This window comes from Kluyvera georgiana ATCC 51603, from assembly GCF_001654985.1.
In the GTDB taxonomy this organism is placed as follows: domain Bacteria; phylum Pseudomonadota; class Gammaproteobacteria; order Enterobacterales; family Enterobacteriaceae; genus Kluyvera; species Kluyvera georgiana.
In genome coordinates this window covers 1-22,504 of record NZ_LXEU01000090.1, presented here as the reverse complement: position 1 = coordinate 22,504, position 22,504 = coordinate 1, and the positions used below count along the sequence as shown (strand labels likewise).

27 protein-coding genes and 2 pseudogenes are annotated in these 22,504 nt (G+C 58.2%); 18 read left to right on the top strand and 11 right to left on the bottom strand.

Translation table 11 applies throughout. The annotated features are described in order from the left end of the window. The first annotated feature begins 120 nt into the window (after window positions 1-120). Window positions 121-4,083, top strand: coding sequence for a trifunctional transcriptional regulator/proline dehydrogenase/L-glutamate gamma-semialdehyde dehydrogenase (gene putA / locus M989_RS22155; RefSeq protein WP_064548987.1), 3,963 nt, complete (start codon window positions 121-123; stop codon window positions 4,081-4,083). Window positions 4,084-4,208: 125 nt separating this feature from the next. On the opposite strand, the gene M989_RS22150 is transcribed toward putA, so the two are convergent. After that, window positions 4,209-5,549 carry an MATE family efflux transporter gene (locus M989_RS22150; RefSeq protein WP_064548985.1) on the bottom strand — a complete coding sequence of 447 codons (1,341 nt, stop codon included), beginning with the start codon at window positions 5,547-5,549 and terminating at the stop codon, window positions 4,209-4,211. Between the two features lie 197 nt (window positions 5,550-5,746). Here M989_RS22150 and M989_RS22145 point away from each other — a divergent pair, with 197 nt between their 5' ends. Next, a complete protein-coding gene (locus tag M989_RS22145) occupies window positions 5,747-6,142 on the top strand; it encodes a lysozyme inhibitor LprI family protein (RefSeq protein WP_064548989.1) in 396 nt (131 codons plus the stop codon). Here the strand turns inward: M989_RS22145 and rutR are convergent. From rutR to M989_RS22130, 3 genes are all read right to left on the bottom strand, one after another. Further along, window positions 6,139-6,777, bottom strand: coding sequence for an HTH-type transcriptional regulator RutR (gene rutR, locus M989_RS22140; RefSeq protein ID WP_064548983.1), 639 nt, complete (start codon window positions 6,775-6,777; stop codon window positions 6,139-6,141). The two genes, M989_RS22145 and rutR, sit on opposite strands and share 4 nt — an antisense overlap. Before the next feature lie 117 nt (window positions 6,778-6,894). Then, window positions 6,895-7,071, bottom strand: a complete 177-nt coding sequence (locus M989_RS22135; RefSeq protein ID WP_053390153.1) for a con-10 family general stress protein — start codon at window positions 7,069-7,071, stop codon at window positions 6,895-6,897. Window positions 7,072-7,320: 249 nt separating this feature from the next. Beyond that, window positions 7,321-7,623: a hypothetical protein gene (locus M989_RS22130; RefSeq protein WP_157093589.1), complete on the bottom strand. Its 303-nt coding sequence runs from the start codon at window positions 7,621-7,623 to the stop codon at window positions 7,321-7,323. A 286-nt stretch (window positions 7,624-7,909) separates the two neighbouring features. Here M989_RS22130 and wrbA point away from each other — a divergent pair, with 286 nt between their 5' ends. Both wrbA and M989_RS22120 read left to right on the top strand, forming a co-directional pair. Beyond that, window positions 7,910-8,515: an NAD(P)H:quinone oxidoreductase gene (gene wrbA, locus M989_RS22125; RefSeq protein ID WP_064548979.1), complete on the top strand. Its 606-nt coding sequence runs from the start codon at window positions 7,910-7,912 to the stop codon at window positions 8,513-8,515. Between the two features lie 16 nt (window positions 8,516-8,531). Beyond that, entirely contained in the window at window positions 8,532-8,759 is a 228-nt protein-coding gene (locus M989_RS22120) for a YccJ family protein (protein WP_053390150.1), read from the top strand. A gap of 61 nt (window positions 8,760-8,820) precedes the next feature. Here the strand turns inward: M989_RS22120 and M989_RS22115 are convergent, their stop codons facing one another. From M989_RS22115 to M989_RS22100, 4 genes are read right to left on the bottom strand one after another with little or no spacing between them, the layout of a single operon-like run. Beyond that, the gene (locus M989_RS22115; protein WP_064548976.1) at window positions 8,821-9,504 is read right to left on the bottom strand and encodes an amino acid ABC transporter permease; all 684 of its coding nucleotides are present in this window, start codon (window positions 9,502-9,504) and stop codon (window positions 8,821-8,823) included. Further along, window positions 9,494-10,276, bottom strand: a complete 783-nt coding sequence (locus M989_RS22110) for an amino acid ABC transporter permease (RefSeq protein ID WP_064548974.1) — start codon at window positions 10,274-10,276, stop codon at window positions 9,494-9,496. Before M989_RS22110 ends, M989_RS22115 begins: the two co-directional genes overlap by 11 nt. Continuing rightward, the gene (locus tag M989_RS22105; RefSeq protein WP_064548972.1) at window positions 10,276-11,094 is read right to left on the bottom strand and encodes an amino acid ABC transporter ATP-binding protein; all 819 of its coding nucleotides are present in this window, start codon (window positions 11,092-11,094) and stop codon (window positions 10,276-10,278) included. The genes M989_RS22110 and M989_RS22105 overlap by 1 nt, the downstream gene beginning before the upstream one ends. 1 nt (window position 11,095) lies before the next feature. After that, entirely contained in the window at window positions 11,096-11,923 is an 828-nt protein-coding gene (locus M989_RS22100) for an ABC transporter substrate-binding protein (RefSeq protein WP_053390146.1), read from the bottom strand. Between the two features lie 430 nt (window positions 11,924-12,353). Between M989_RS22100 and M989_RS22095 the strand changes: the two genes are divergently transcribed. The 5 genes from M989_RS22095 (at window position 12,354) to M989_RS22075 (ending at window position 15,114) form a co-directional block, all read left to right on the top strand. Then, the gene (locus M989_RS22095) at window positions 12,354-12,764 is read left to right on the top strand and encodes a Spy/CpxP family protein refolding chaperone (protein WP_053390145.1); all 411 of its coding nucleotides are present in this window, start codon (window positions 12,354-12,356) and stop codon (window positions 12,762-12,764) included. Window positions 12,765-12,768: 4 nt separating this feature from the next. Next, window positions 12,769-13,020, top strand: a complete 252-nt coding sequence (locus M989_RS22090) for a hypothetical protein (protein WP_064548970.1) — start codon at window positions 12,769-12,771, stop codon at window positions 13,018-13,020. 189 nt (window positions 13,021-13,209) lie between these two features. Continuing rightward, on the top strand, window positions 13,210-13,788 hold the full coding sequence (locus tag M989_RS22085; protein WP_064548968.1) for a TetR/AcrR family transcriptional regulator: 579 nt from the start codon (window positions 13,210-13,212) through the stop codon (window positions 13,786-13,788). Between the two features lie 19 nt (window positions 13,789-13,807). Continuing rightward, window positions 13,808-14,596, top strand: coding sequence for a winged helix-turn-helix domain-containing protein (locus M989_RS22080; protein WP_064548966.1), 789 nt, complete (start codon window positions 13,808-13,810; stop codon window positions 14,594-14,596). Continuing rightward, window positions 14,596-15,114 (top strand): FidL-like protein, encoded by a 519-nt coding sequence (locus M989_RS22075; protein WP_064548964.1) that lies wholly within the window; start codon window positions 14,596-14,598, stop codon window positions 15,112-15,114. Before M989_RS22080 ends, M989_RS22075 begins: the two co-directional genes overlap by 1 nt. 4 nt (window positions 15,115-15,118) lie before the next feature. Here the strand turns inward: M989_RS22075 and fosA are convergent, their stop codons facing one another. Beyond that, window positions 15,119-15,535 (bottom strand): FosA3/FosA4 family fosfomycin resistance glutathione transferase, encoded by a 417-nt coding sequence (gene fosA, locus M989_RS22070; RefSeq protein ID WP_064548962.1) that lies wholly within the window; start codon window positions 15,533-15,535, stop codon window positions 15,119-15,121. A 449-nt stretch (window positions 15,536-15,984) separates the two neighbouring features. On the opposite strand from fosA, the gene M989_RS22065 reads away from it, so the two are divergent. The 3 genes from M989_RS22065 to M989_RS24970 are packed head-to-tail and all read left to right on the top strand — an operon-like array spanning window position 15,985 to window position 16,857. After that, window positions 15,985-16,263, top strand: a complete 279-nt coding sequence (locus tag M989_RS22065) for a BMC domain-containing protein (protein ID WP_064548961.1) — start codon at window positions 15,985-15,987, stop codon at window positions 16,261-16,263. Between the two features lie 16 nt (window positions 16,264-16,279). After that, the gene (locus M989_RS22060; protein ID WP_006821084.1) at window positions 16,280-16,564 is read left to right on the top strand and encodes a BMC domain-containing protein; all 285 of its coding nucleotides are present in this window, start codon (window positions 16,280-16,282) and stop codon (window positions 16,562-16,564) included. A 14-nt stretch (window positions 16,565-16,578) separates the two neighbouring features. Continuing rightward, window positions 16,579-16,857 (top strand): BMC domain-containing protein, encoded by a 279-nt coding sequence (locus M989_RS24970; protein ID WP_015585230.1) that lies wholly within the window; start codon window positions 16,579-16,581, stop codon window positions 16,855-16,857. Between the two features lie 171 nt (window positions 16,858-17,028). Here the strand turns inward: M989_RS24970 and M989_RS26335 are convergent. Both M989_RS26335 and benC read right to left on the bottom strand, forming a co-directional pair. Next, window positions 17,029-17,397 (bottom strand): annotated as a pseudogene (locus tag M989_RS26335) (FCD domain-containing protein); the annotation flags it as partial. 36 nt (window positions 17,398-17,433) lie between these two features. Beyond that, window positions 17,434-18,441 (bottom strand): annotated as a pseudogene (gene benC, locus M989_RS26330) (benzoate 1,2-dioxygenase electron transfer component BenC); the annotation flags it as partial. Between the two features lie 244 nt (window positions 18,442-18,685). Here benC and M989_RS22050 point away from each other — a divergent pair. The 6 genes from M989_RS22050 to M989_RS22025 form a co-directional block, all read left to right on the top strand. After that, window positions 18,686-19,408, top strand: coding sequence for a beta-ketoacyl synthase chain length factor (locus M989_RS22050; protein WP_064548959.1), 723 nt, complete (start codon window positions 18,686-18,688; stop codon window positions 19,406-19,408). Next, a complete protein-coding gene (locus M989_RS22045) occupies window positions 19,405-20,226 on the top strand; it encodes a lysophospholipid acyltransferase family protein (RefSeq protein WP_064548957.1) in 822 nt (273 codons plus the stop codon). The genes M989_RS22050 and M989_RS22045 overlap by 4 nt, the downstream gene beginning before the upstream one ends. Continuing rightward, the gene (locus M989_RS22040; RefSeq protein WP_064548955.1) at window positions 20,201-20,458 is read left to right on the top strand and encodes a phosphopantetheine-binding protein; all 258 of its coding nucleotides are present in this window, start codon (window positions 20,201-20,203) and stop codon (window positions 20,456-20,458) included. Before M989_RS22045 ends, M989_RS22040 begins: the two co-directional genes overlap by 26 nt. 11 nt (window positions 20,459-20,469) lie before the next feature. Further along, complete coding sequence (locus tag M989_RS22035; protein ID WP_064548954.1) at window positions 20,470-20,721, top strand: acyl carrier protein; 252 nt, start codon at window positions 20,470-20,472, stop codon at window positions 20,719-20,721. A 5-nt stretch (window positions 20,722-20,726) separates the two neighbouring features. Continuing rightward, window positions 20,727-21,308, top strand: a complete 582-nt coding sequence (locus M989_RS22030) for a COG4648 family protein (protein ID WP_064548952.1) — start codon at window positions 20,727-20,729, stop codon at window positions 21,306-21,308. Then, on the top strand, window positions 21,305-22,504 hold a 1,200-nt coding region (locus M989_RS22025), incomplete at its 3' end, for an AMP-binding protein (RefSeq protein ID WP_064548950.1). The genes M989_RS22030 and M989_RS22025, both read left to right, overlap by 4 nt.

The window sequence follows — 22,504 nt, the reverse complement described above, 5'->3', positions numbered from 1 at the left end:
TTAATTCATTTTTAAGCCTGCAACGGGCGTCACATTTAACACGGTTGCACAAAGTTGCAACATGGTGGATATTCCTGTTACGCAAAATAATATGACAACCGAGCAACAGGAGTAGATGGCATGGGCACCACCACCATGGGGGTTAAGCTGGATGACGCAACGCGTGAGCGAATTAAGAGTGCAGCGACCCGAATCGACCGTACCCCTCACTGGCTGATCAAGCAGGCAATTTTCAATTATCTGGAAAAGCTGGAAAACGATGAGGTCCTGCCGGAGCTACCTGCTCTGCTGTCCGGCGCAGCCAACGAAAGTGATGAAACGGCTCACGCGGCGGACGAGAACCATCAGCCGTTCCTCGAATTTGCCGAGCAAATCCTGCCCCAGTCGGTGACCCGCGCCGCGATCACCGCCGCCTGGCGTCGCAGCGAAACCGACGCCGTGCCGATGCTGCTGGAACAGGCCCGTCTGCCGCAACCGATCGCCGAGCAGGCGCATCAGCTGGCGTGGAAGCTGGCGGAAAAACTGCGCAACCAGAAGACCGCCAGCGGCCGTGCGGGCATGGTGCAAAGCCTGCTGCAAGAGTTCTCCCTCTCCTCTCAGGAAGGCGTGGCGCTGATGTGTCTGGCGGAAGCGCTGCTGCGTATTCCGGATAAAGCCACCCGCGATGCGCTGATTCGCGACAAAATCAGCAACGGCAACTGGCAGTCACACATTGGCCGCAGCCCGTCGCTGTTCGTCAACGCTGCAACCTGGGGTCTGCTGTTTACCGGCAAGCTGGTCTCTACCCACAATGAAACCAGCCTCTCGCGCTCGCTGAACCGCATTATCGGCAAGAGCGGCGAGCCGCTGGTGCGCAAAGGCGTGGATATGGCGATGCGCCTGATGGGAGAGCAGTTCGTGACCGGTGAAACCATCGCCGAAGCGCTGGCTAACGCCCGCAAGCTGGAAGAGAAAGGCTTCCGCTACTCCTACGATATGCTCGGCGAAGCCGCGCTGACCGCCGCCGACGCTCAGGCCTATATGGTCTCTTATCAGCAGGCGATTCACGCCATTGGCAAAGCCTCCAACGGTCGCGGCATCTATGAAGGCCCGGGCATTTCCATCAAGCTCTCCGCCCTGCATCCTCGCTACAGCCGCGCACAGTATGACCGCGTGATGGATGAGCTCTACCCGCGTCTGAAGTCGCTGACGCTGCTGGCGCGTCAGTACGATATCGGCATTAACATCGACGCCGAAGAGGCCGATCGTCTGGAGATCTCCCTCGATCTGCTGGAAAAACTGTGCTTTGAACCGGAGCTGGCGGGCTGGAACGGCATTGGCTTCGTCATCCAGGCTTACCAGAAGCGCTGCCCGTTCGTTATTGATTATCTGATAGACCTCGCCACCCGCAGCCGTCGCCGCCTGATGATCCGTCTGGTGAAAGGCGCCTACTGGGATAGCGAAATCAAACGCGCGCAGATGGACGGCCTTGAAGGCTACCCGGTCTACACCCGCAAGGTCTACACCGACGTCTCCTATCTGGCCTGCGCCAAAAAGCTGCTCGGCGTACCGAACCTGATCTACCCGCAGTTTGCCACCCATAACGCCCATACCCTGGCGGCGATTTATCAGCTGGCCGGCAACAACTATTATCCTGGTCAGTACGAGTTCCAGTGCCTGCACGGTATGGGCGAACCGCTGTACGAACAGGTGGTCGGTAAAGTGGCCGATGGCAAGCTGAACCGCCCGTGCCGTATCTACGCGCCGGTCGGCACGCACGAAACGCTGCTGGCCTATCTGGTCCGCCGTCTGCTGGAAAACGGCGCCAATACCTCCTTCGTTAACCGCATCGCCGACCACAACCTGCCGCTGGACGAACTGGTTGCCGACCCGGTGCTGGCCGTTGAGAAAATGGCCCTGCAAGAAGGGACGCCCGGCCTGCCGCATCCGAAAATCCCGCTGCCGCGCGATCTCTACGGTAAAGGGCGCATTAACTCGGCCGGTCTGGATATCGCCAACGAACACCGCCTGGCGTCGCTCTCCTCCTCGCTGCTCAACAGCGCGCTGCACAAGTGGACGGCCAAACCGATGCTGGAGCACCCGGTTGCCGATGGGGATATGACGCCGGTGATTAACCCGGCGGAACCGAAAGACATTGTCGGTTACGTGCGTGAAGCCAGCGAGCAGGAAGTGGAACAGGCGCTGGAAAGCGCGGTCAACAACGCGCCAATCTGGTTCGCGACGCCGCCGCAGGAGCGCGCCGCCATTCTGGAACGCGCCGCCGTGCTGATGGAAGATCAGATGCAGCCGTTGATGGGTATCCTGGTGCGTGAAGCCGGGAAAACCTTCAGCAACGCGATCGCTGAAGTACGCGAGGCCGTGGACTTCCTGCACTACTATGCCGGTCAGGTGCGTGACGATTTTGATAATGAAACCCACCGTCCGTTAGGCCCGGTGGTCTGTATCAGCCCGTGGAACTTCCCGCTGGCTATCTTTATGGGTCAGGTGGCGGCCGCGCTGGCCGCGGGCAACAGCGTGCTGGCAAAACCCGCCGAGCAAACGCCGCTGATTGCCGCGCAAGGTATCGCGCTGCTGCTGGAAGCAGGCGTGCCGGCTGGCGTCGTCCAACTACTGCCGGGCCGCGGTGAAACGGTCGGCGCGCAGCTGACCGCCGATGCCCGCGTGCGCGGCGTGATGTTCACCGGCTCCACCGACGTAGCCAGCCTGCTGCAACGCAATATCGCCACCCGCCTGGACGCACAGGGTCGCCCGACGCCGCTTATCGCCGAAACCGGCGGCATGAACGCGATGATCGTCGACTCCTCCGCCCTCACCGAGCAGGTGGTGGTTGACGTGGTTGCCTCGGCGTTCGACAGCGCCGGACAGCGCTGCTCGGCGCTGCGTATTCTGTGTTTGCAGGATGATGTTGCGGACCACACCCTGACCATGCTGCGCGGCGCGATGGCCGAGTGCCGGATGGGCAACCCGGGCCGTCTGACCACCGACATTGGGCCGGTTATCGATGCCGAAGCGAAAGCCAATATTGAGCAGCACATTCAGGCGATGCGCGCCAAGGGGCGTACGGTATTCCAGGCCGCGCGTGAGAACGCCGAAGACAGCCGCGAATGGCAGAGCGGAACCTTTATTCCGCCGACGCTTATCGAACTGGAAAGCTTCGACGAGCTGAAAAAAGAGGTCTTTGGCCCGGTACTGCACGTCGTGCGCTACAGCCGTAACCAGTTGGAAACGCTCATTGAACAGATTAACGCTTCCGGCTACGGCCTGACGCTGGGCGTGCATACCCGTATTGATGAAACCATCGCCCAGGTCACCGGCAGCGCCAAAGTGGGCAACCTGTACGTCAACCGGAATATGGTCGGCGCAGTGGTTGGCGTGCAGCCGTTCGGCGGTGAAGGGCTTTCCGGCACCGGTCCGAAAGCGGGCGGCCCGATGTATCTGTACCGCCTGCTGGCCAGCCGTCCGGAAACGGCGCTCGCCACCACGCTGGCGCGTCAGGATACCGGTCAGGTTGTCGATAGTCAGTTAAAAACGCTGCTGGAAAAACCGTTGCTCGCGTTGCAGGAATGGATGACGGACCGCCCGGAACTGCTGGCGCTGAGCAAACAGTACCGCGAACTGGCGCAGGCCGGAACCCAGCGCGTGCTGCCGGGGCCGACCGGCGAACGCAACACCTGGACGCTGGTGCCGCGCGAGCGCGTGCTGTGCGTCGCGGATAACGAATCGGATCTGCTGACCCAACTGGCGGCGGTGATGGCGGTAGGCAGCGAAGTGCTTTGGCCGGACGCGCCGTTGCAGCGCGAACTGGCGAAAACGCTGCCGAAAGCCGTCACCGAGCGTCTGCACTTTGCCAAACCAGAAGCGCTAATGAACGCGTTCTTTGATGCGGCAATCTACCACGGCGACTCCGACCAGCTGCGCGAACTGTGTGAGCAGGTTGCGGCGCGCGACGGCGCGATTGTTTCGGTTCAGGGCTTCGCGCGCGGGGAAACCAACCTGCTGCTGGAGCGTCTGTATCATGAACGCTCGCTCAGCGTGAACACCGCGGCAGCAGGCGGTAACGCCAGCCTGATGACGATTGGTTAATAAGAAGTTCAAACCGGCGGTTGCCTTATTTGTAGGCCGGATAAAGCGTTTACGCTGCCATCGGCGATGTGCACGCATCGCCTGATGGCGCTACGCTTATCAGGCCTACCCGGCCTGAGCGACCATTAAAAAACGGACTTCGTCGTCCACACCCGGCTGCGCCAGCGACGATACATCAGCATCGCCCGCAGCCCTTCATCAATAATGTAGGCCAGCCACACCCCCACCAGCCCCAGGCCAATATAAACGCCCAGCAGATATGAGAACGGCAGGCTGACAACCCACATCACAATAATGCCGCAGATAAACGGGAAGCGAACGTCGCCGGTCGCGTTAAGGCTGCTGATCACAATGATATTGGTCGCACGCCCAAGCTCGAGCAAAATAGACAGCATAAACAGCTTTTTGGTCAGGGCGATAACCTGCTGGTTAGGCGTAAAGAGCTGCATGATCGGCTCGGCCAGCAAAAAGATAGCCAGGCTGAGAGAAAAAGCCACCAGCAGCCCCAGCCGCCAGCTTTTAATGCCCTGCCGGTAGGCAGACTCAATTTCCCTCGCCCCCACCGCGCGGCCAATAATAATCTGCGAGGCCTGGCCTATCGACATCGCAAACAGCGCCACGAACTGGCTGATGGTTGACGCATACACTTTGGTGGTCAGCGCCTCGGTGCCGAGAAAGGCGATAATCGCGGTCACCACCAGCTGCGACCCGGCGTAGGAGAGGTTCTCCCCGGCTGACGGCAGGCCAAAGCGCAGAATGGCCCCCAGCATTTTGCGCGAGCACTGTCGCAGCTTCTGCCAGCGAAACACGTAGCCGATGTATTTTTTCAGCATCCACGCCGACATCAGCATACCGATGACGTTGGCAATGCACACCGCGATTCCGACGCCGGTAACGCCCAGCCCAAGAAAGCTGAGTTTGCCGTAGAGAAACAGGTAGTTAAATACCACGTTCACCACGCTGACGGTAATCGGCACCAGCATCGCCTGACGCACAAAGCCGTGGGTACGCAGAATAGGTAAGATTGACGAATACAGCGCGATAATCACCGAAATACCGCCGATGATGCGGATAAACGGCGAACCGACCACCACCAGCTCATCGCTTAGCCCGAGCATCCGCAGGAAGGCATCGCCAAACAGCACAAACACCAGGCTCATCGCGACGCCGATCAGAAACGCCACGACCAGCCCATTAGTGATCACCCGCTCTATGCGCCGAAAACGCTTCGCGCCCAGCAGCTGCGCCACCACAATCTGCACGCCAACGGTGAGAAAACCGTAGAAGATCACCGAAATAGCGAGGATCTGGTTAGCGACGCCGGTGGCGGCAACCGCCTCATCCGAATAGTGCCCTAACATAAAGACGCTGACGTAGCCGAGCATCAATCGCAGCAGCTGCTCGACAAATATTGGCCATGCCAGAGTAAAAAGCCCCAGCCGAACCAGACTTTCCGTGCCCGTCATCGCTGACGCTCTCCCTTTTTCAGTCTACACACTCACCCAACGCGGGATGATCAACCTTCTACACCCAAGGCGTCTATCCGAACATTGCGCTCGCCTTCAAAATCAGAAAAACGCACGGTGGTTGGAGGAGATTCCGGGTTAAAATCGTGTTATATCCTGAGCCTATGCTCTGTATGAACACCTTTGGGAGTTATCGAATGAAACGTGCCTTAACCGCTCTCGCCCTGCTGCTAACCAGCAGTTACGCACTGGCAGATGCGTGCGACAGCGCCAACACGCAGGCCGAGCTGAACAGCTGCAGCGCCGAGCAATATCAGGCCGCGGATAAGAAGCTGAATCAAACCTGGCAGGATGTGCTCAAGCGCGCGGAACCCGCGCAGCGCGACTTACTCAAGAAGGCCCAGAGCGCGTGGATTGCCCTACGCGACGCGGACTGCGCGTTTATCAGCTCCAGCAGCCAGGGTGGCAGCGTACAGCCGATGGTCAACAATCAGTGCCTGACGGATAAAACCAACGAACGTGAAGCGTTTCTCGCCTCGCTGCTGCAATGTGAAGAGGGCGACCTGAGCTGCCCGCTGCCGCCGGCCAGCTAGCGTACGCGAATACCGTCGATGATAATCCGCTGGACGTTTTCGACGGTCTGCTGGAAGAACGCCTCGTCGCGCAGCGTTTTCCCGGTGACCGCCTCCACCTGAGTGGCAAAATCGGCATAGTGCTGGGTGGCCGCCCAAATCATAAAAATCAGATGATGGGGGTCGATGGGCGCCAATTTTCCGCTCTTCACCCACGCCGCGATAATCGCCGATTTATCGGCCACCAGCGTTTTTAAATCGCCGGTCAGTTCATCCATCACCAACGGCGCGCCCTGCAGCATCTCCAGACAGAACAGCTTCGACGCCTGCGGATAATCCCGCGACACTTCAAGCTTGAGACGAATGTATTCGCTAATGGCAACCAGCGGCGCCAGATCTTCGCGAAAAGCACGCAGCGGTGCCAGCCAGATATCGAGGATCTGCTGCATCACGGCAACGTACAGCGCTTCTTTTGACGGGAAATAGTAGAGCAGATTGGTTTTTGACACCCCGGCCAGCTCGGCAACCTGATCGAGACGCGTGCCGTGGATCCCATACTGGGAAAAGGTGTTCAGCGCGGCGGTGAGAATAGCCTGCTTTTTGGCGCTAACCGCCTGAGAACGTTTGCCGCTTTTCTGTACTGCATTCAGAGCCATACGCCCTCTCCTTGTGATTTTCTCCTATTTTGCGGCTAGCGAGGGCCGGCTTCAACCGGAAAAAGAAACCGCCGGTAAAACCGGCGGTGAGGTGAGAAACCATAACGTCATGCGCCGTTAGGTGCCGCGATGACTACCATGGCTGTTTTTCCCGCCTTTTTTGCCCGCTTCCGAGGCGCGCTGGGGATCGTTTTTAAAGTTCCCGCCGCTATGTTGGCCCCCCTTACGACCTGCTTCTGATGCTCTTTCCCGGTCTTCAGCGAAGTTACCTGAACCGCCGCGATGGTTTGCCATTACTGACCTCCAGTTGAGAGAACGACATCGTGCATTACGTAGATAAAAAGCGTAATCACCCGCGATCTAACGCGGTAGTCATAAGCATAGTCGCCGTAGCGGTGTGAAACGGCAGCTGGTCATATTTTGACATATCTGCCGTCAGGTTTTGCCTGCTGACGTCAGGGGGTTCCCCTAATCAACTCTGATCATGAGAGAAAATCGCCAACAGAAAAATGTGACATTATGCGTCAGCCGCATATCGTGAGGTTACTTCAGCACGCCCACATAGCTGCCGTCTTTCATCAGCCTGACTTTGCCGGGGCGCTTGTGAAATACCAACCGGTACGGCCCCTGAATATAGACGTCAGCATCGGCGTTATATTCCGCTTTCTCTGCAGCCTCACCGTTCACCGTTACCCGATCGCCCTGCCGGGTCACCGTCACGCCGAAACCCTGATAAATTTGCCTGCTGGCCATCTGCGCGTCCTGCGAGACCGCCGGAGCGGATGCCAGCGAACCCGCCAGCAGGCTCGCGCCCATCATGACTGCCGCCACTGTCCGTTTATTCATGCGCCTACCATTATGTGTTGCCAACCAGCGCACATTCTCCGGGAATGTCGCGCAGAAATTGTTGATAACAATCAACCGAATAAATAGTTAATGCTCAATATTATTTATCATAGTTATTAGTAAGTTACTGTTTTCATGCCCAGCAGGTGCTGCCTCCGTTTAAAAAACAGGCAATCGCCGTTGTTAACGCGACAAATTGCTGGCGTGATGCAGCGAATCCGTCAGCACGGGCTATGCTTAATGAAGCTTGTTACGTAACCAACGAATTTGACACAGGAGAGTTAAGATGAGTGGAAAAGCAAGTGTTCTGGTGCTCTATTATTCCATGTACGGACACATTGAAACGATGGCTAAAGCCGTCGCGGAAGGCGCAAATAAAGTGGACGGCGTCGATGTCGTCATCAAGCGCGTACCGGAAACCATGCAAGCAGAAGCGTTCGCCAAAGCGGGCGGCAAAGCGCAGGCCGTTCCGGTCGCCACGCCGCAGGAGCTGGCCGATTACGACGCTATTATCTTCGGTACGCCAACCCGATTCGGCAACATGGCCGGACAAATGCGCACCTTCCTCGATCAGACCGGCGGCCTGTGGGCATCCGGCGCGCTGTACGGAAAACTGGCCAGCGTATTTAGCTCAACCGGCACCGGCGGCGGTCAGGAACAAACCATTACCTCCACCTGGACTACGCTTGCCCACCACGGTATGGTGATTGTACCGATCGGTTATGCGGCGCAAGAACTGTTTGATATCTCGCAGGTTCGCGGCGGTACGCCGTATGGCGCCACGACCATTGCCGGCGGCGACGGCTCACGTCAGCCAAGCCAGGAAGAGTTGTCGATTGCCCGTTATCAGGGCGAATATGTCGCTGGCCTGGCCGTTAAACTCAAAGGCTAATTAAGGGAGAAGAGAGATGCCCACACAAGAAGGCAAAGCACATCATATTGGTGAATGGGCGAGCTTACGTAATACCTCGCCGGAAATTGCCGAAGCGATTTTTGAACTTGCAAAATATGACGAGAAAGTCGCGGAAAAAATTTGGGAAGAAGGCAGCGATGCCGTTCTTGAGCTGGCCTTTCGCAAGACAGACAAAGATGCGCTGTTCTGGGGCGAGCAAACTATTGAACGTAAGAACGTTTAATTCGGGCCTGGCCAAATAACATCCCAGCCCGGCGGAGCATCACGCGACGCCGGGCTGTTTTTTATACCGCCACTCGCCGCTGCCAGCGCTTCGCCACCCTTTCCAGCCCAAAGCAGAGCAGATAGTAGACCACGCCAATAAAGACAAAAATGGCCGTCGGATAGATTTGTACGCGGTTATTCACCTGCCCGGCCACCGTCGTCAGCTCCGGAACGTTGACAATAAACGCCAGCGAGGTGTCTTTCAGCAGGCTGATGAAAATCCCCACCAGCGATGGCAGCACGTTGCGCAGCGTTTGCGGCAACAGAATTAACCGCAGACTCTGCCCGGCGCTGAATCCCTGAGTGAGCGCCGCTTCATACTGCCCCTTCGGCAACGCCTGCAGCCCTGCCAGCACCGAGTGCATCACCGATGCCGCGGTAAACCAGGCCAGCGCTAACGTCACCGTAACCGCGCCGGGTAAATCGCTGCCGGTCAGCATCGGCAGCAGGTACCATAGCCAAAAGATAACGAAAATCAGCGGAATACCGCGAATAATCTCCGCCCACAGGTACAGTAAACGCCGCGTGATGCCGGAGAATCGCCATGCCGCACAGGCCAGCAAAACGCCCCCCGGCAGCGCCAGAGCGCCCGCCCCCAACGCCATCATCAGCGTCAGCGCCACACCGCCCGGTTCGCCGTCGGCGAGCCGTCCCCACAGCAGATAGTCGAGGTTATCGACGATCACCGCCAGATTAGCGTTCATGCTGAATGCCTCCCTGCACGCCCATAACCCGACGTCGCCGCTTCGCCTGACCCACCGGCTTTGGCCCCAGGCGGCTTAATAACAGCCCCAGCACCACGCCGGTAAACAGGTACAACACGGTGCCCACGGCAAATGCCTCCAGCGCATGCGCGTTGTAGCTCTCTATCTGTCGAACCTGGTAGGTCAGCTCGGCAAAACCAATGCCGCTTGCCAGCGATGAAAGCTTCATCAGGTTAAGATATTGGCCGACCACCGGCTGCCAGGCGTTCGCCAGCCCCTGCGGCAACAGGATGTGGCGCAACAGCCCGGCGGTGGAAAACCCCTGCGCCAGCGCCGCTTCCCGTTGCCCGTTCGGTACGCTTTGCAGCCCCGCCGCCACTTCCTCAATCAGAAACGCCGAGGTAAAGACGCCAAGCCCCCATGCCGAGCAGAGAAATTCCGGCGTCAGCCACCAGACGTCGCCGGGCAGAATCGACCAGTCATGCGGATCGTTAACAAAATCCCGTATCCCCTGCGGCAAAAAGTTCCATGCCGCGAAGTACCAGAACAGCAGCTGTACCAGCAGCGGCGTATTGCGGAACAGCGACACCCAGCAGCCGGTAATGCCTTGCCCCAGCCGACCGCCCGCCAGCCGCAGCAGCAAAAACAGCGTCGCCAGTACGCTTGCCAGCACAATTCCCGCAAGTGAAACCCACAGCGTGGTGAGAAAGCCCGAAATAATCCATTGCAGCGGCTGCCCGCTAAGCACCCCATGCCAGTCGAAATCACTCATCACGCCGTCCGCTCCTGATGCAGCGGATCCAGCACCTTCTGTAGAAAACGTACCGCACGAGGATGCTGTGGTCGGGCGAAAAACGCCGCTGGCGGCGCTACTTCCAGCACGTCGCCGCCGTCGATAAACACCACTCTATCGGCGATTTCGCGGGCAAACTGCATCTCGTGCGTCACCACAATCATGGTGATACCGCTGTGGGCCAGCGACTGCATCACATGCAGCACTTCGCCAATCATTTCCGGATCCAGCGCCGAGGTCGGTTCATCAAACAGGATAATCTGCGGCGACGAGGCCAGCGCCCGGGCGATCGCCACCCGCTGCTGCTGCCCGCCCGACAGCTGCGAAGGCATAGCGTCCGCTTTTTCCGCCAGCCCCACCTGCTGCAATAGCGCCAGCGCCCGCTGATGCGCATCGCTGCGCGTCCAGCCGTGAACCGACTCCAGCGCCAGCATAATGTTTTGCGCCGCCGTCAGGTGGGCATAAAGATTGAACTGCTGAAAGACAAAGCCAATGCGGCTACGCAGCTGGCGCAGCGCCCGGCCGTTGAGCTGGCGGGTGGGTTTGCCGTCCACCAGAATCTCGCCGCCGCTCAGGCTTTCAAGCTGGTTGATAAGACGAATCAGCGTCGACTTTCCCGAGCCGGAAGGCCCAAGGATCGCCACCACTTCGCCGGGATTAATCGTCAAATCGATGCCGTTCAGCACGCGATGACTACCGTATTCTTTCACCACCTGGCGGAACTCCACGCTGGCGTTCTGCAGATGTGAAAAATCCGCGGCCTTCGCCGCGGAACGAGAGAGTAAAGCCGACAACATATTATTTTGCTTCTATGGTAAAGGAACGCGGCTGCGGTGCTTTCGTGGAAGGACCAAACCAGACATCATAAATTTTGGCTGCCTCGCCGGATTTCTCCAGCGCCACCAGCTCGTCGTTCACCGCCTTCAGCAGCGCCGGCTCCCCTTTTTTCACGCCGACGCCGATCTCTTCTTTACTCAGCAGATCCGGCAGGATTTTGAATTTCGCTTTATCCGGCGCTTCGCCCAGCAGGCCCGCCAGAATGGTGCTGTCCTGGGTAATCGCCTGCACGTTGCCGTTGCGCAGCGCGGTCAGCGCCAGCGGAATGTCGTCATAGGAGAGCACGCGCGCCTGCGGGAAGCGCTGGTGCAGCGTCTGCTCACCGGTGGTGCCTTTCACCGCGCCAATACGCGATTTGCTGTAATCGTCGAGCTTGTCACCGCTGCTCGCTGGCACGAGGAACTGCTGACCGGTAACGAAGTACGGCGTGGAGAAATCAATCACCTGCGCGCGCTCCGGCGTGATGGTGATATCAGCCACGATCAGATCCGCTTTGCCAGACTGCAACAGCGGAATGCGGTTCGCCGGGTTGGTTGCCACCAGCTCCAGCTTCACGCCCAGCGACTTCGCCAGCGCTTTCGCGAAATCAACGTCATAGCCCACCAGTTCATGGGTTTTGGCATCCACCGAGCCAAACGGCGGGTTCGCGTCAAACGTGGCGACTTTCACCACCCCTTTCGCCTTAATATCCGCCAGCTGATCGGCCTGAGCGGTAAAGGTCGTGAAGCTGGCCGCCACCAGGCCGGTCACGATCGCGAGCTGTGCAACTGTCTGTTTTGTCTTTGCCATAATCTTTCTGGATACCCTTGTTTTTGTATTGTCTTTTTACGCTCCCACACCGTCTTCATCGGCACAAATAACGATTTGCTATGGCTTATAACAAAACATCATTTCCCGAAAGTGGTTGTTATATAAAGGTAAAAAATTGATTAGCGTGGCTTAACAGCGATAAAAACCGCAAATGCTTAGCGATATTTCGCATTTCCACAGACACCGGGTTTGCTGCTGAAATATCAGGGAGAGCGCGAAAGATTAAGACGGTCTTAATACGTAAAAAAGGATGATTTCACAGAGTCATTGTTTCCCATCGTTACCAACAGACACAACAATCCGCAAGCATCGTCAGCATCAGGCAACCTATTATTAGCCCGACAAAAAATGGGGGCTCCCCACCGTCTGATGCTTCGGCGTCAACTTAAATGCTTTATGGATGACTACAATGAAAAAATTTACCCGCACGGCTTTACTGGTCGCAACGCTTGCTGGCGCCACCTTCACCGCTCAGGCCGCTGATGTCGCTGCCGCCCCGGCTCCGGCTCAGGACCCGATTGTTCAGCACCTGAAGCTGACCGATGCCCAGGTTTCTAAAATCAAAACGCTGCACCAGCAGCTGGAGAAAAACGTTCAGTCTATCTCCATGAAAGATGTTAAAGACGGCATGATCATCGATATGATTCAGTCCGGTAAATGGAACGAAGCGGGCGTGAAGCAGCAGCTGGCGGCATTCAGCAAAGTTGACCAGCAGGTGCGCTACTACAAAGTGAAATACTACTTTGATTTAAGCCAGGTGCTGACCGCAGAACAGCGTAAGCAGGTACAGAACGACCTGGCGCAGGCGGCAGCGGAGTAAGTCCATGAAAAAAATCACTCTGATGCTGGGCGCATGCGCTATGTTAATTTGCGGCGCAGCAACGGCGGCTAACGGCCAGGCTATCAACAAAGCGAAAACCGCCTGCCAGGACAACCCCACGCAGTGCGCTCAGGCCAAAAGCACGGCGAAAGCTAACGCACAGAAAGAGGCGAAAGCCGCGAAAGACGCCTGTGCGAAAAACCAGACCGCCTGTGACAACGCCAAAGCGAAGGCCAAAAGCGCCGCGCAGAAGTAAGTCGTTATTGTCATAAACGCTCGAACGCGGTGAGCCCCCTCACCGCGTTTTTTTGCCAAAACGACACTTGGGTGATAACTGCCTGATTCATACTACGAATTGTGACCTCTCGCGCATTAACCACATTCAATCTACTGACATCCCGTACGCCTTGATCGTCGTCAAAAATAATCATACCGTCTGGTCGGTATGATTCGAGCCATGAATATGGAAGCCCAACATCGCAAGAAAGATCCGGTCCGTCTGCACCAACAATTGCTGGAGTCCGCGGCAATGATTGCTGGTCGGGATGGCATTGCCGCCCTGTCGCTGAACGCCGTTGCCCGCGAGGCTGGCGTCAGTAAAGGCGGCCTTATCCACCATTTCCCGAACAAGCAGGCACTGATATTCGCCCTGTTCGCGCGTCTGCTGGCGATTATGGAAGAAGCGATTACCGCGCTGATGCAACAGGATGGCGTGAGCTACGGTCGGTTTACCCGGGCCTATCTGAACTATCTGGCGGACCTCACGGATACCCATGAAAGCCGCCAGCTTATGGTGCTATCGCTAGCCATGCCCGATGAACCGGTGCTGCGCAAATGCTGGCGCGACTGGATGCTGGAAAAACTGGCGCAGGGCGATGAGCTGGATAACAGCCCAACCGGTACGCTGGTGCGCTACGCTGCTGACGGCATCTGGCTTTCGGAGTTGACGGAAGGGATCACCATGAGCGCAGATCACCGCCGCGCGCTGGTTGACTCTCTGAATAAAATGACGCTTCCCGCGTGAAGCCCAGACTGAGGCCGCGATGCGCTACAACATCAATGCCCGTTTTATCTATGACGCCACCGACGGTACCCTGACGCTGCCGCAAAGCGATGAACCGGACAGCCAGCTTTCTCTCACCGCCAGCGCCCTGTTTAACTTTTTTCTGCGCCATACCGAGATTGTCAGCCGCGAAGAGGTGCTGAAAAAAGTCTGGGATGACAATGGATTAACCTCATCCAACAGCAATCTGAACCAGTATCTCAGCATGCTGCGTAAAACCTTCCGTCATTACGGCGTCGATAACATCATCGTCACCGTCTCGCGCGGCTATTTGCAGCTTAACCCCGAGGTCATTATCGAGGCGCTGGATAACGCGCCGCCTGTTTCACCGACACCGGCACTTGCCGAACCGCCGCCCGTTACGGCAACGCCAGACGCACCGCGCTCCGCACATGCCCGTGGAATGTGCTGGTATATGGCTGGTGCCTGCTTGCTCACCATTGCGCTGCTTCTGGTTACCTTCAGTCTGGTCGGCATCAGCGAATCTCAGCCTATTGCGCTCACCCGCCTCAGCCATAGCCAGTGCGAACTGCTGGCCAGCGATGAAATGCGACGTTCGGTCAGCGAAGAGTCCTACGGCAAGAACTTCGATGAAGTGCGCCAGCGGCTGAGTATTGCCTGTAAACCCGGCGAACGTTTTCTCTTCTTCTACGGCGACCGACTGGAAACCAACGGGCTGGGGCGTGTGTTCCTTGCCCACTGCGCCATGCATGAAGACAACCCGTTTAGCTATTGCGATAACTACTTTTACTATTCCTGGAAGCCGTAATGAGACTCGCGCCGCGTCCGTTCTTTGCTCTCTGCGTTCTGGTATTTATTGCCGCCGCCGCGTTTAGCGCCTGGCGGCTGCTCCCTGCCGACAATGCGGGTGTCATGAGCTGTTCCACCAAGGGCATCATGCGCTTTGAGAACATGGAAAAAGAGAACGTTAACGGCAATATTCACTTCAATTTCGGCGCGCAGGGTAAAGGCTCGATGGTGGTCGAAGGTTACACCGACTCTGCCGCCGGCTGGCTCTACCTGCAACGCTACGTGAAGTTTACCTACAGCAGCAAACGCATCTCCGCCACCGAGCGTCACTACCGCATCAATCAGTGGGAATCGAGTGCCTCTTCGATTGATGAATCGCCGAACGTGATTTTCGACTACTTTATGCGCGAGATGTCCGACAGCCACGACGGGCTGTTTCTCAACGCCCAGAAGCTCAACGAAAAGGCCATCCTGCTCAGCTCGATCAATTCACCGCTGTGGATCTGCACGTTGAAATCCGGCAGTAAGCTGAACTAACCCGTCAGTCAAAAAAGACCATCCCCTTGTACGGGCGTTCCCGACAGGCGGCCAGCCGCTGCGCCAGGTTCCCCACATGCAGTTCCAGCTTATGGCCGTCAGGATCGAGAAAATAGTACGACGCCCCTTCGCTGCGGTTGTCTTTCCATACTTCGGCCCCCGCGCGCGCCAGTTGGGCGACCACCTCGGCAAAGTGCTCTTCCGCCACGCTGAAAGCATAATGGGTATAGTCGCTTTCCTGAGCGGGGGTTTTACGCCGCTGCGCATCCAGCGACAAGCACAGCCACAGCGCCCCGCAGGAGAGGTACGTTCCGCTATCCCAACGGGCGTGCAGACGCATTCCAGGCAACTGTTGATAAAACGCCAGACTTGATGCCAGATCGCTGACCGCCAGTGTCAGATGATTCAATCCCTGCAGCATGATTTTTCCTCCCGTTATCAAACCCTGTTGTAAACTGTGATCGGCGACGCATCCCCTCCAGACCTCATCTCATCGCCGGCTAAAAAGCGCATTTTTTGCGTTTAGCCTGCCGCCGGAAACCTGCGCCTCGCCACACTAATCACCGCGCTATGTAACCCCTTTTTTGAAATCATTTAGCAATCTAATAACATTTCATACGCCCGATAAAATCGGGCTAAAAACCGCCTTATTGAAGACAAAATCAACATGGGCATTACAGCATAAAGATACAAATACGCTATCCAAAAAGACCAAATCACAGAGTTATATACTAAATAATTACAACTATCGGATTTAAGCTCCATCCTAATTCTCCCCCCCTATAGTGACATTCGAACGCCGCAGCCGTGGGTTAACGCCGTGACACGGCCGGTTTTCCTTAAATCACAACCTGTTCTGAGGAGAGAGCCATGGGTGATGCATTGGGGCTTATCGAAACCAAAGGTCTGGTGGCCTGCATTGAAGCCGCGGACGCGATGTGTAAAGCCGCGAACGTCGAGCTGATTGGCTATGAAAACGTCGGCTCCGGCCTGGTCACCGCGATGGTGAAAGGCGACGTCGGCGCGGTGAAAGCGGCGGTGGATTCCGGCGTCGAGTCCGCGCAGCGCATCGGGGAAGTGCTGACGTCGCTGGTGATTGCGCGTCCGCATAACGACATCAACAAAATTGTCATTAAACACAAGGCTTAAGGCCAGGAGAACGCAAATGGGTGATGCATTAGGTCTGATTGAAACCAAAGGGCTGGTGGCCTGCATTGAAGCGGCAGATGCCATGTGCAAAGCCGCCAACGTTGAGCTTATCGGCTACGAAAACGTCGGCTCTGGCCTCGTCACCGCGATGGTGAAAGGCGACGTCGGCGCGGTGAAAGCGGCGGTGGATTCCGGCGTCGAATCCGCACAGCGCATTGGCGAAGTGGTGACTTCACTGGTTATCGCGCGTCCGCATAACGACATCAACAAGATTGTCGCTCACTACAAAATTGCCGAATAACCGGAGAAACCATGATGAAAGAAGCGCTTGGCTTAATTGAAACCAAAGGGCTGGTGGCCTGCATTGAAGCGGCAGATGCGATGTGTAAAGCCGCCAACGTCGAGCTGATTGGCTATGAAAACGTCGGCTCCGGGCTGGTCACCGCGATGGTGAAAGGCGACGTCGGCGCGGTCAACGCGGCGGTGGATTCCGGCGTGGAAGCGGCAAAACGCATCGGTGAAGTGGTCACTTCCCGCGTGATTGCGCGTCCGCATAACGATATCGAAAAAATCGCGTCGCAGCATAAAGCATGACCTGACAGGGCACGCCAGCTCGTGTGAGTATGGCGGCAGCGATGGCTGCAGGTCGTGGAACGGACAGCGCGGCGCTTCCGGTTCCGGCACAGGCGGCGTGACGACGACAGGCGCCGTCTTCAGCGCCAGCGCCCGGCTCATGGTGGTACGGGAATGGTGCGCGTGCTGCGCCAGCACGTCGCGAGCGGCGTTGAGGTCGCCATATTCAAAGGCCGAAACCAAATCCCGGTGCTGCTGCACAATATCGCCGACGATTTCGACGCTGGCGGTCAGCGCGCGGTCAATGTAGTCACGCACCGCCAACTGCGCGTAGAGCGCAATCAACTGCGCGTTGCGGGTGGCCTCAATCAGGAACTGATGGAAAGCGTGGTTGGCCGCCACATAGCCCGCCACGTCGAGGAAACGCCGCCCGGAGACAAACGCCGCGGTGGCGTCAGCCAGATGACGGAAGGTGGTCAACTGTTCGCCGGAGAGTCGTCCCATGGTCAGCTGCACCGCGCCAAGCTCCAGCGCCAGGCGCAGGTCGAACGCGTCATCCACGTCCGCCGCCGCCAGGTGCTGCTCACCGCTCTGCACGGCCTGCGTCGCCCCGGCAAATTTTTCATAGTAGAAGTTACGCGGCATCACCCCGGCGTAGTCCAGATAGCTGCGCACCGCGTCCACCATCGGCGGCGGGCCGCAGAGATAGACATCCACCTCGCCGGCGTTAAGCAGGCGGGCATCAATGTGCTCGGTGACATAACCTTTATGCGGGTGGCGGCTTTCAGGATCGGCAACGGTGCAGCGGTAGCTGAAGTTCGGCAAACGCGCGGCATAAGCGTCGAGAGTCTCCAGCGCCACCAAATCTTCGTCACGGGTCACGCCAAAAATCAGATGTACCGGCTGGGTGGTCTCGCCGTCATCCGCCAGCTTCGCCAGCATCGACAGGAACGGGGCCAGCCCGGTCCCTCCCGCCAGAAACAGCGCCGGGCGCTCAAGTGGGCGCAGGTAAAAGCAGCCCATCGGCCCGCGAAAAGTCATCGCCTCGCCGACACTGGCGTGCTCGCTCAGCCAGGTCGACATCAGCCCCTGCGGCACGTTGCGGACCACGAACGACACTTCGTTTTCCGAGGGGCTGGAACTGAAAGAGTACGAGCGCGTCAGGTCGCTGCCGGGCACCTGTACATTGACATACTGCCCCGGCAGGAAGCTCAGCGCCTGGCGGTCATCAACGGCAATCGAGAAAGTCAGGGTCGACGGCGACAGCGCGCGGCTGGCGGTGAGGTGCCCGTGGAAGGTTCCCACGCCAGCGGCGTCCGACGCAGCGGCAATCTCAATCACGCAGTCGCTGGACGGACGCATCTGGCAGGTCAGCACCCTGCCCGCCTGCGCTTCTTGCGCCGAGAGCGCTTCATCAACGTAGTCGCCGTGCTGATAGTCACCGGCAGCGCAGGTGGCCTTACAGGTACCGCAGACGCCGTCACGACAGTCCAGCGGAATACTGATTCGGGCGCGCAGCGCCGCATCGGCGACAGACTCACCGGCGCGGCAGTCAATTATCTGCGTCGCGCCATCCTCAAAACGAAGGGTAATCTGATGGGTCATCTCTTCTCATCCTCCAGGCAGTTGCGGTCGAAAAATCCGATGCCTCATCAAATGCTGGATGCCGTTTTGAATCAACGGACAGAGATGACATTAAACAGGACAAAACCGGCATCCTGGCCGGTTAGCGCGCGCGGTCACATTTGTGGAGGGCCGCGATGGCATAAGAAATCGCGTTAAGACGGCGCGGTATGGTATTTTGACGTTCACCCAAAGGTTGGTTGACGCATAAATTGGGCGCGAATGCATGAAATTATCCCTCAACATCATTGACTGGCAGGCCGCTGCGCCTGGGCTCGCTGGCGAGGCGCAATGGCGAGACTGGTCGCTGCACGCACAGGCTATCGACCCCTCGGCCCCGCTTGCCAAACCCACGGCGCTGCCGATGATGACCGCGCGCCGCCTCAGCTCGGGCAGCAAGCTGGCCGTGGAGTGCGGCCTGACGCTCCTGCGCCGCCAGCCGGTCGATGCCGTGCTGTTCACCAGCCGCCACGGCGAGCTGGAACGCAACTTCCGTCTCCTGCAGGCGCTGGCGACGGAACAACCGCTCTCGCCGACCGATTTCGCCCTTTCGGTACACAATTCGTCGGTGGGCAATCTGACCATCGCCGCCCAACAGCCGCTGGTGTCCTCGTCGCTCTCGGCGGGAAGAGATACGTTTCAACAAGGGTTATGTGAAGCTATCGCCCTGATTCATGCGGGATACCGCCGGGTTTTGCTGGTCGATTTTGACGGTGAACTACCCGCGTTTTATCATCCCCATTTGCCGCCGACGATGCCGACCTGGCCCTATGCCGTCGGGCTGGTGCTGGAAGCCGGGGACACATGGCGCTGCCAGACGCAGCCGGGTACCACTCAGGATGAGCCCGCGCTGCCGCAAAGCTTGCTGTTCCTCAGGCACTACCTTCAGGACGCCCGAGCCTTTACCGTCGACGGCGAGCGTATGCAGTGGTGCTGGAGCCGGACATGAGCGGGAAAAGTGGTCGTCTGAACCGCCTCTGGCGCGCCGCGATGACCGGCGTTTGTTTCGCCCTGTTTGGCGTGGGCGGTCTGCTGCTCTCGTTGATTTGGTTTAATTTATTACTGCTGATCGTGCGCGACAAAACGCGCCGCAAACGGCTGGCGCGGCGCAGTATCTCGGCCAGCTTCCGTCTGTTTTTAGCGGTGGTGAAAGCCGTTGGCGTGCTGGACTACCGCATTGAAAACGCCGACGCGCTGCGTGAGGATCGCGGCTGTCTGGTGGTGGCGAACCATCCTAGTCTGATTGACTACGTCATGCTGGCCTCTATCATGCCGGAAACCGATTGTCTGGTAAAAAGCGCGCTGCTGCGTAATCCCTTCGTCAGCGGCGTGATTCGCGCAGCGGATTACCTGATTAACGACCAGGCCGATATCCTGCTGCCGGCCAGCTGCCAACGCGTGCAGCAGGGCGACACAATTTTGATTTTTCCCGAAGGAACGCGTACCGTGCCGGGCGAAAAAATGACGCTCCAGCGCGGCGCGGCGAATATTGCCGTCCGCTGCGGCTGCGACATTCGTATCGTGGTGATTCGCTGTACCGAATCTATGCTAAGTAAACAGCGTAAATGGTACGATGCGCCCCCCACCCGGCCCCGGTTTACCGTTACGGTGGGTGAACGGGTCAGCGTCGAGGCGTTTTATTCAACAGAAGAACAAGAACCGGCGCTGGCTGCAAGACGATTAAATCGGCACCTTTTGCTGAAATTACAAACAAATACTGAGACTGGCATAGGAATTAATGATGCAAGCGCTTCATCTCGAAATTAAGCATCTCATCATCAACACATTAAATCTGGATGAGCTTACCGTTGAGGATATCGATAGCGAGGCGGCGCTGTTTGGCGACGGACTCGGTCTGGACTCCATTGACGCTCTGGAGCTCGGTCTGGCGGTAAAAAATCAGTACGGCGTGGTGCTCTCCGCGGAAAGCGACGAGATGCGTCAGCACTTTTTCTCGGTCGCCACCCTGGCGTCTTTCATTCAATCACAGCGCGCATAAGGAGCCAGGCTATGAACGAACAACACGCAATTTACGCCGAAGTCTCCGCGCTGCTGGAGACGCTTTTTGAGATAGACCCGCAGGATATTAAGCCGGAAGCCCGTCTGTATGAAGACCTTGAACTGGACAGCATTGACGCTATCGATATGGTCGTGCAGCTGCAAAAGAAGGTCGGTAAAAAAATTAAGCCGGAAGAGTTCAAAGCCGTTCGTACCGTGCAGGATGTGGTTGATGCGGTCGCTGGCCTGCTGAAAGAAGCGTAACCGCCGTGTCGAGCGTGCGCTCACTGCCGCTTGTCGCCCTGATAACGGGCGCACTCCTGCTCGCCTGGCCCCTGCTGATTGGCTACGCGCTGGCGCATCAGCGCCTGCAATGGCTGCTGCCGCTCATGGCGCTGCTGTTTCTCCTGCGTTTTTGCCAGACCGGTCGTCAGGCCGGGCCGCTGCGCGTCGTTACGCAGACAGTCGCCGCGGCTGGCGTCACGCTGTGCGTGGCCAGCTATCTGCTGAAAACGCATCAGCTCTTGCTGCTATACCCGGTGGTGGTCAACGCCGTGATGCTGGCGGTATTTGGCGGTTCGCTGTGGTCGACCATGCCGATTATTGAACGGCTGGCGCGACTGAAAGAGCCCAATCTGCCCCCGCAGGCAGTGCGCTATACCCGGCGGGTGACGCAAATCTGGAGTGGTTTCTTTATCGTTAACGGCAGCGTGGCCCTCTTTACCGTGGTGTACGGCGACATGACGCTATGGACGCTGTGGAACGGCATGATCGCCTATCTGTTGATGGGCGGGCTCATGGCGGGAGAATGGCTGATTCGTCGTCACCTGAGAAAGCGGGGGGCGCAGTGAAGCCGCCGCTGACGCTTGCCGAATGGCTCACCGCCCCTCGCCCTTCGGCGACGCCTATCGCCTGGCAGCACGATCGCCTGTGGACGCTGGCGCATTTACGCAGCGACGTTGCGCGCTTGATGGCGCGCTTGCAGCACCAGCAGGGCGACCGCTGGGCGCTGTGCTGTGAAGACGGTTATCGGTTTATCGTCGCCCTGCTGGCGACCCTGCACGCAGGCAAAACCCCGGTGCTCCCCGGCCATAGCCGCCCCGCGCTGCTCGATGAACAGCGCGCGCTTTTCGACGGCGTACTGAGCGACGCCGCGCTGGACTGGCCGGGAACGCATCTGGTGGTGGACACCGCGCCAGCTCTCAGTGACGTCGTTCACTTTCCGCCCTTGCGCGACGATGCCGTGATCGAGCTGTTCACCTCCGGCTCCACCGGGCAGCCCAAGCGTATCGTCAAGCCGATTGTCTGCCTCGACCGTGAGGCCGGGCTGCTGTCCGCGCAGTTTGCCGAACGCCTTGCCGGCTGTCGTTTCGTCGCGTCCGTCACGCCGCAGCATCTTTACGGCCTGACGTTTCGCATTTTCCTGCCGATGACGCTCGGCCTGCCGTTAAATGCCACGATGTTCGCGTTCCCCGAACAGCTGGCTGCGCTAAGCCACGCTCATCGCTACGCATTTATCAGCAGCCCGGCATTTCTCAAACGCCTCGATCCGCAGCTGGTGCCGCCGCCGTTGGCGCTGGCCCTCTCCGCCGGCGGCGTGCTGGACTGGCAGGATGCGCAGCGCAGCGCCGCCTGGCTGAAGGTCTGGCCGGATGAAATTTACGGCAGCACCGAAACCGGCGTGATCGCCTGGCGCTACCGTGAACGGGAAAATCCCCGTTGGCAGCCTTTCCCGGGCATCCATTTTGACCGGAAAGATGCGACGTTTCGCGTGTATTCGCCGCTGATCGCCGACGTTAACGGTTTAATGCTCGAAGATATTTTACAGATTTCCGCGAACGGCCATTTTCATCTGCTTGGTCGCCGTGGCCGGGTGGTTAAAATCGAAGAAAAACGCGTTTCGCTCAGTGAAATAGAGCAACGCCTGCTGGCGCTGGAGGGCATTCGCGAGGCCGTCGCGCTGCCCGTCACCCGCCACGGTCGCCAGAGCGTGGGCGTGCTGCTGGTGCTGGACGATGACGCCCGTCAGCGCTGGCAAAACGGCGGG

Coding starts and splice junctions, on each gene's coding strand:
- M989_RS22045 (WP_064548957.1), top strand. CDS start 19,405: ATGAGCGGGAAAAGTGGTCGTCTGAACCGCCTCTGGCGCGCCGCGATG.
- M989_RS22035 (WP_064548954.1), top strand. CDS start 20,470: ATGAACGAACAACACGCAATTTACGCCGAAGTCTCCGCGCTGCTGGAG.
- M989_RS22065 (WP_064548961.1), top strand. CDS start 15,985: ATGGGTGATGCATTGGGGCTTATCGAAACCAAAGGTCTGGTGGCCTGC.
- M989_RS22105 (WP_064548972.1), bottom strand. CDS start 11,094: ATGTTGTCGGCTTTACTCTCTCGTTCCGCGGCGAAGGCCGCGGATTTT.
- M989_RS22095 (WP_053390145.1), top strand. CDS start 12,354: ATGAAAAAATTTACCCGCACGGCTTTACTGGTCGCAACGCTTGCTGGC.
- wrbA (WP_064548979.1), top strand. CDS start 7,910: ATGAGTGGAAAAGCAAGTGTTCTGGTGCTCTATTATTCCATGTACGGA.
- M989_RS22050 (WP_064548959.1), top strand. CDS start 18,686: ATGAAATTATCCCTCAACATCATTGACTGGCAGGCCGCTGCGCCTGGG.
- M989_RS22150 (WP_064548985.1), bottom strand. CDS start 5,549: ATGACGGGCACGGAAAGTCTGGTTCGGCTGGGGCTTTTTACTCTGGCA.
- M989_RS22115 (WP_064548976.1), bottom strand. CDS start 9,504: ATGAACGCTAATCTGGCGGTGATCGTCGATAACCTCGACTATCTGCTG.
- M989_RS22040 (WP_064548955.1), top strand. CDS start 20,201: ATGCAAGCGCTTCATCTCGAAATTAAGCATCTCATCATCAACACATTA.
- M989_RS22085 (WP_064548968.1), top strand. CDS start 13,210: ATGATTCGAGCCATGAATATGGAAGCCCAACATCGCAAGAAAGATCCG.
- M989_RS22060 (WP_006821084.1), top strand. CDS start 16,280: ATGGGTGATGCATTAGGTCTGATTGAAACCAAAGGGCTGGTGGCCTGC.
- M989_RS22135 (WP_053390153.1), bottom strand. CDS start 7,071: ATGGCAAACCATCGCGGCGGTTCAGGTAACTTCGCTGAAGACCGGGAA.
- M989_RS22120 (WP_053390150.1), top strand. CDS start 8,532: ATGCCCACACAAGAAGGCAAAGCACATCATATTGGTGAATGGGCGAGC.
- M989_RS22130 (WP_157093589.1), bottom strand. CDS start 7,623: ATGAATAAACGGACAGTGGCGGCAGTCATGATGGGCGCGAGCCTGCTG.
- M989_RS22075 (WP_064548964.1), top strand. CDS start 14,596: ATGAGACTCGCGCCGCGTCCGTTCTTTGCTCTCTGCGTTCTGGTATTT.
- M989_RS22080 (WP_064548966.1), top strand. CDS start 13,808: ATGCGCTACAACATCAATGCCCGTTTTATCTATGACGCCACCGACGGT.
- fosA (WP_064548962.1), bottom strand. CDS start 15,535: ATGCTGCAGGGATTGAATCATCTGACACTGGCGGTCAGCGATCTGGCA.
- M989_RS22145 (WP_064548989.1), top strand. CDS start 5,747: ATGAAACGTGCCTTAACCGCTCTCGCCCTGCTGCTAACCAGCAGTTAC.
- putA (WP_064548987.1), top strand. CDS start 121: ATGGGCACCACCACCATGGGGGTTAAGCTGGATGACGCAACGCGTGAG.
- M989_RS24970 (WP_015585230.1), top strand. CDS start 16,579: ATGAAAGAAGCGCTTGGCTTAATTGAAACCAAAGGGCTGGTGGCCTGC.
- M989_RS22090 (WP_064548970.1), top strand. CDS start 12,769: ATGAAAAAAATCACTCTGATGCTGGGCGCATGCGCTATGTTAATTTGC.
- M989_RS22110 (WP_064548974.1), bottom strand. CDS start 10,276: ATGAGTGATTTCGACTGGCATGGGGTGCTTAGCGGGCAGCCGCTGCAA.
- rutR (WP_064548983.1), bottom strand. CDS start 6,777: ATGGCTCTGAATGCAGTACAGAAAAGCGGCAAACGTTCTCAGGCGGTT.
- M989_RS22100 (WP_053390146.1), bottom strand. CDS start 11,923: ATGGCAAAGACAAAACAGACAGTTGCACAGCTCGCGATCGTGACCGGC.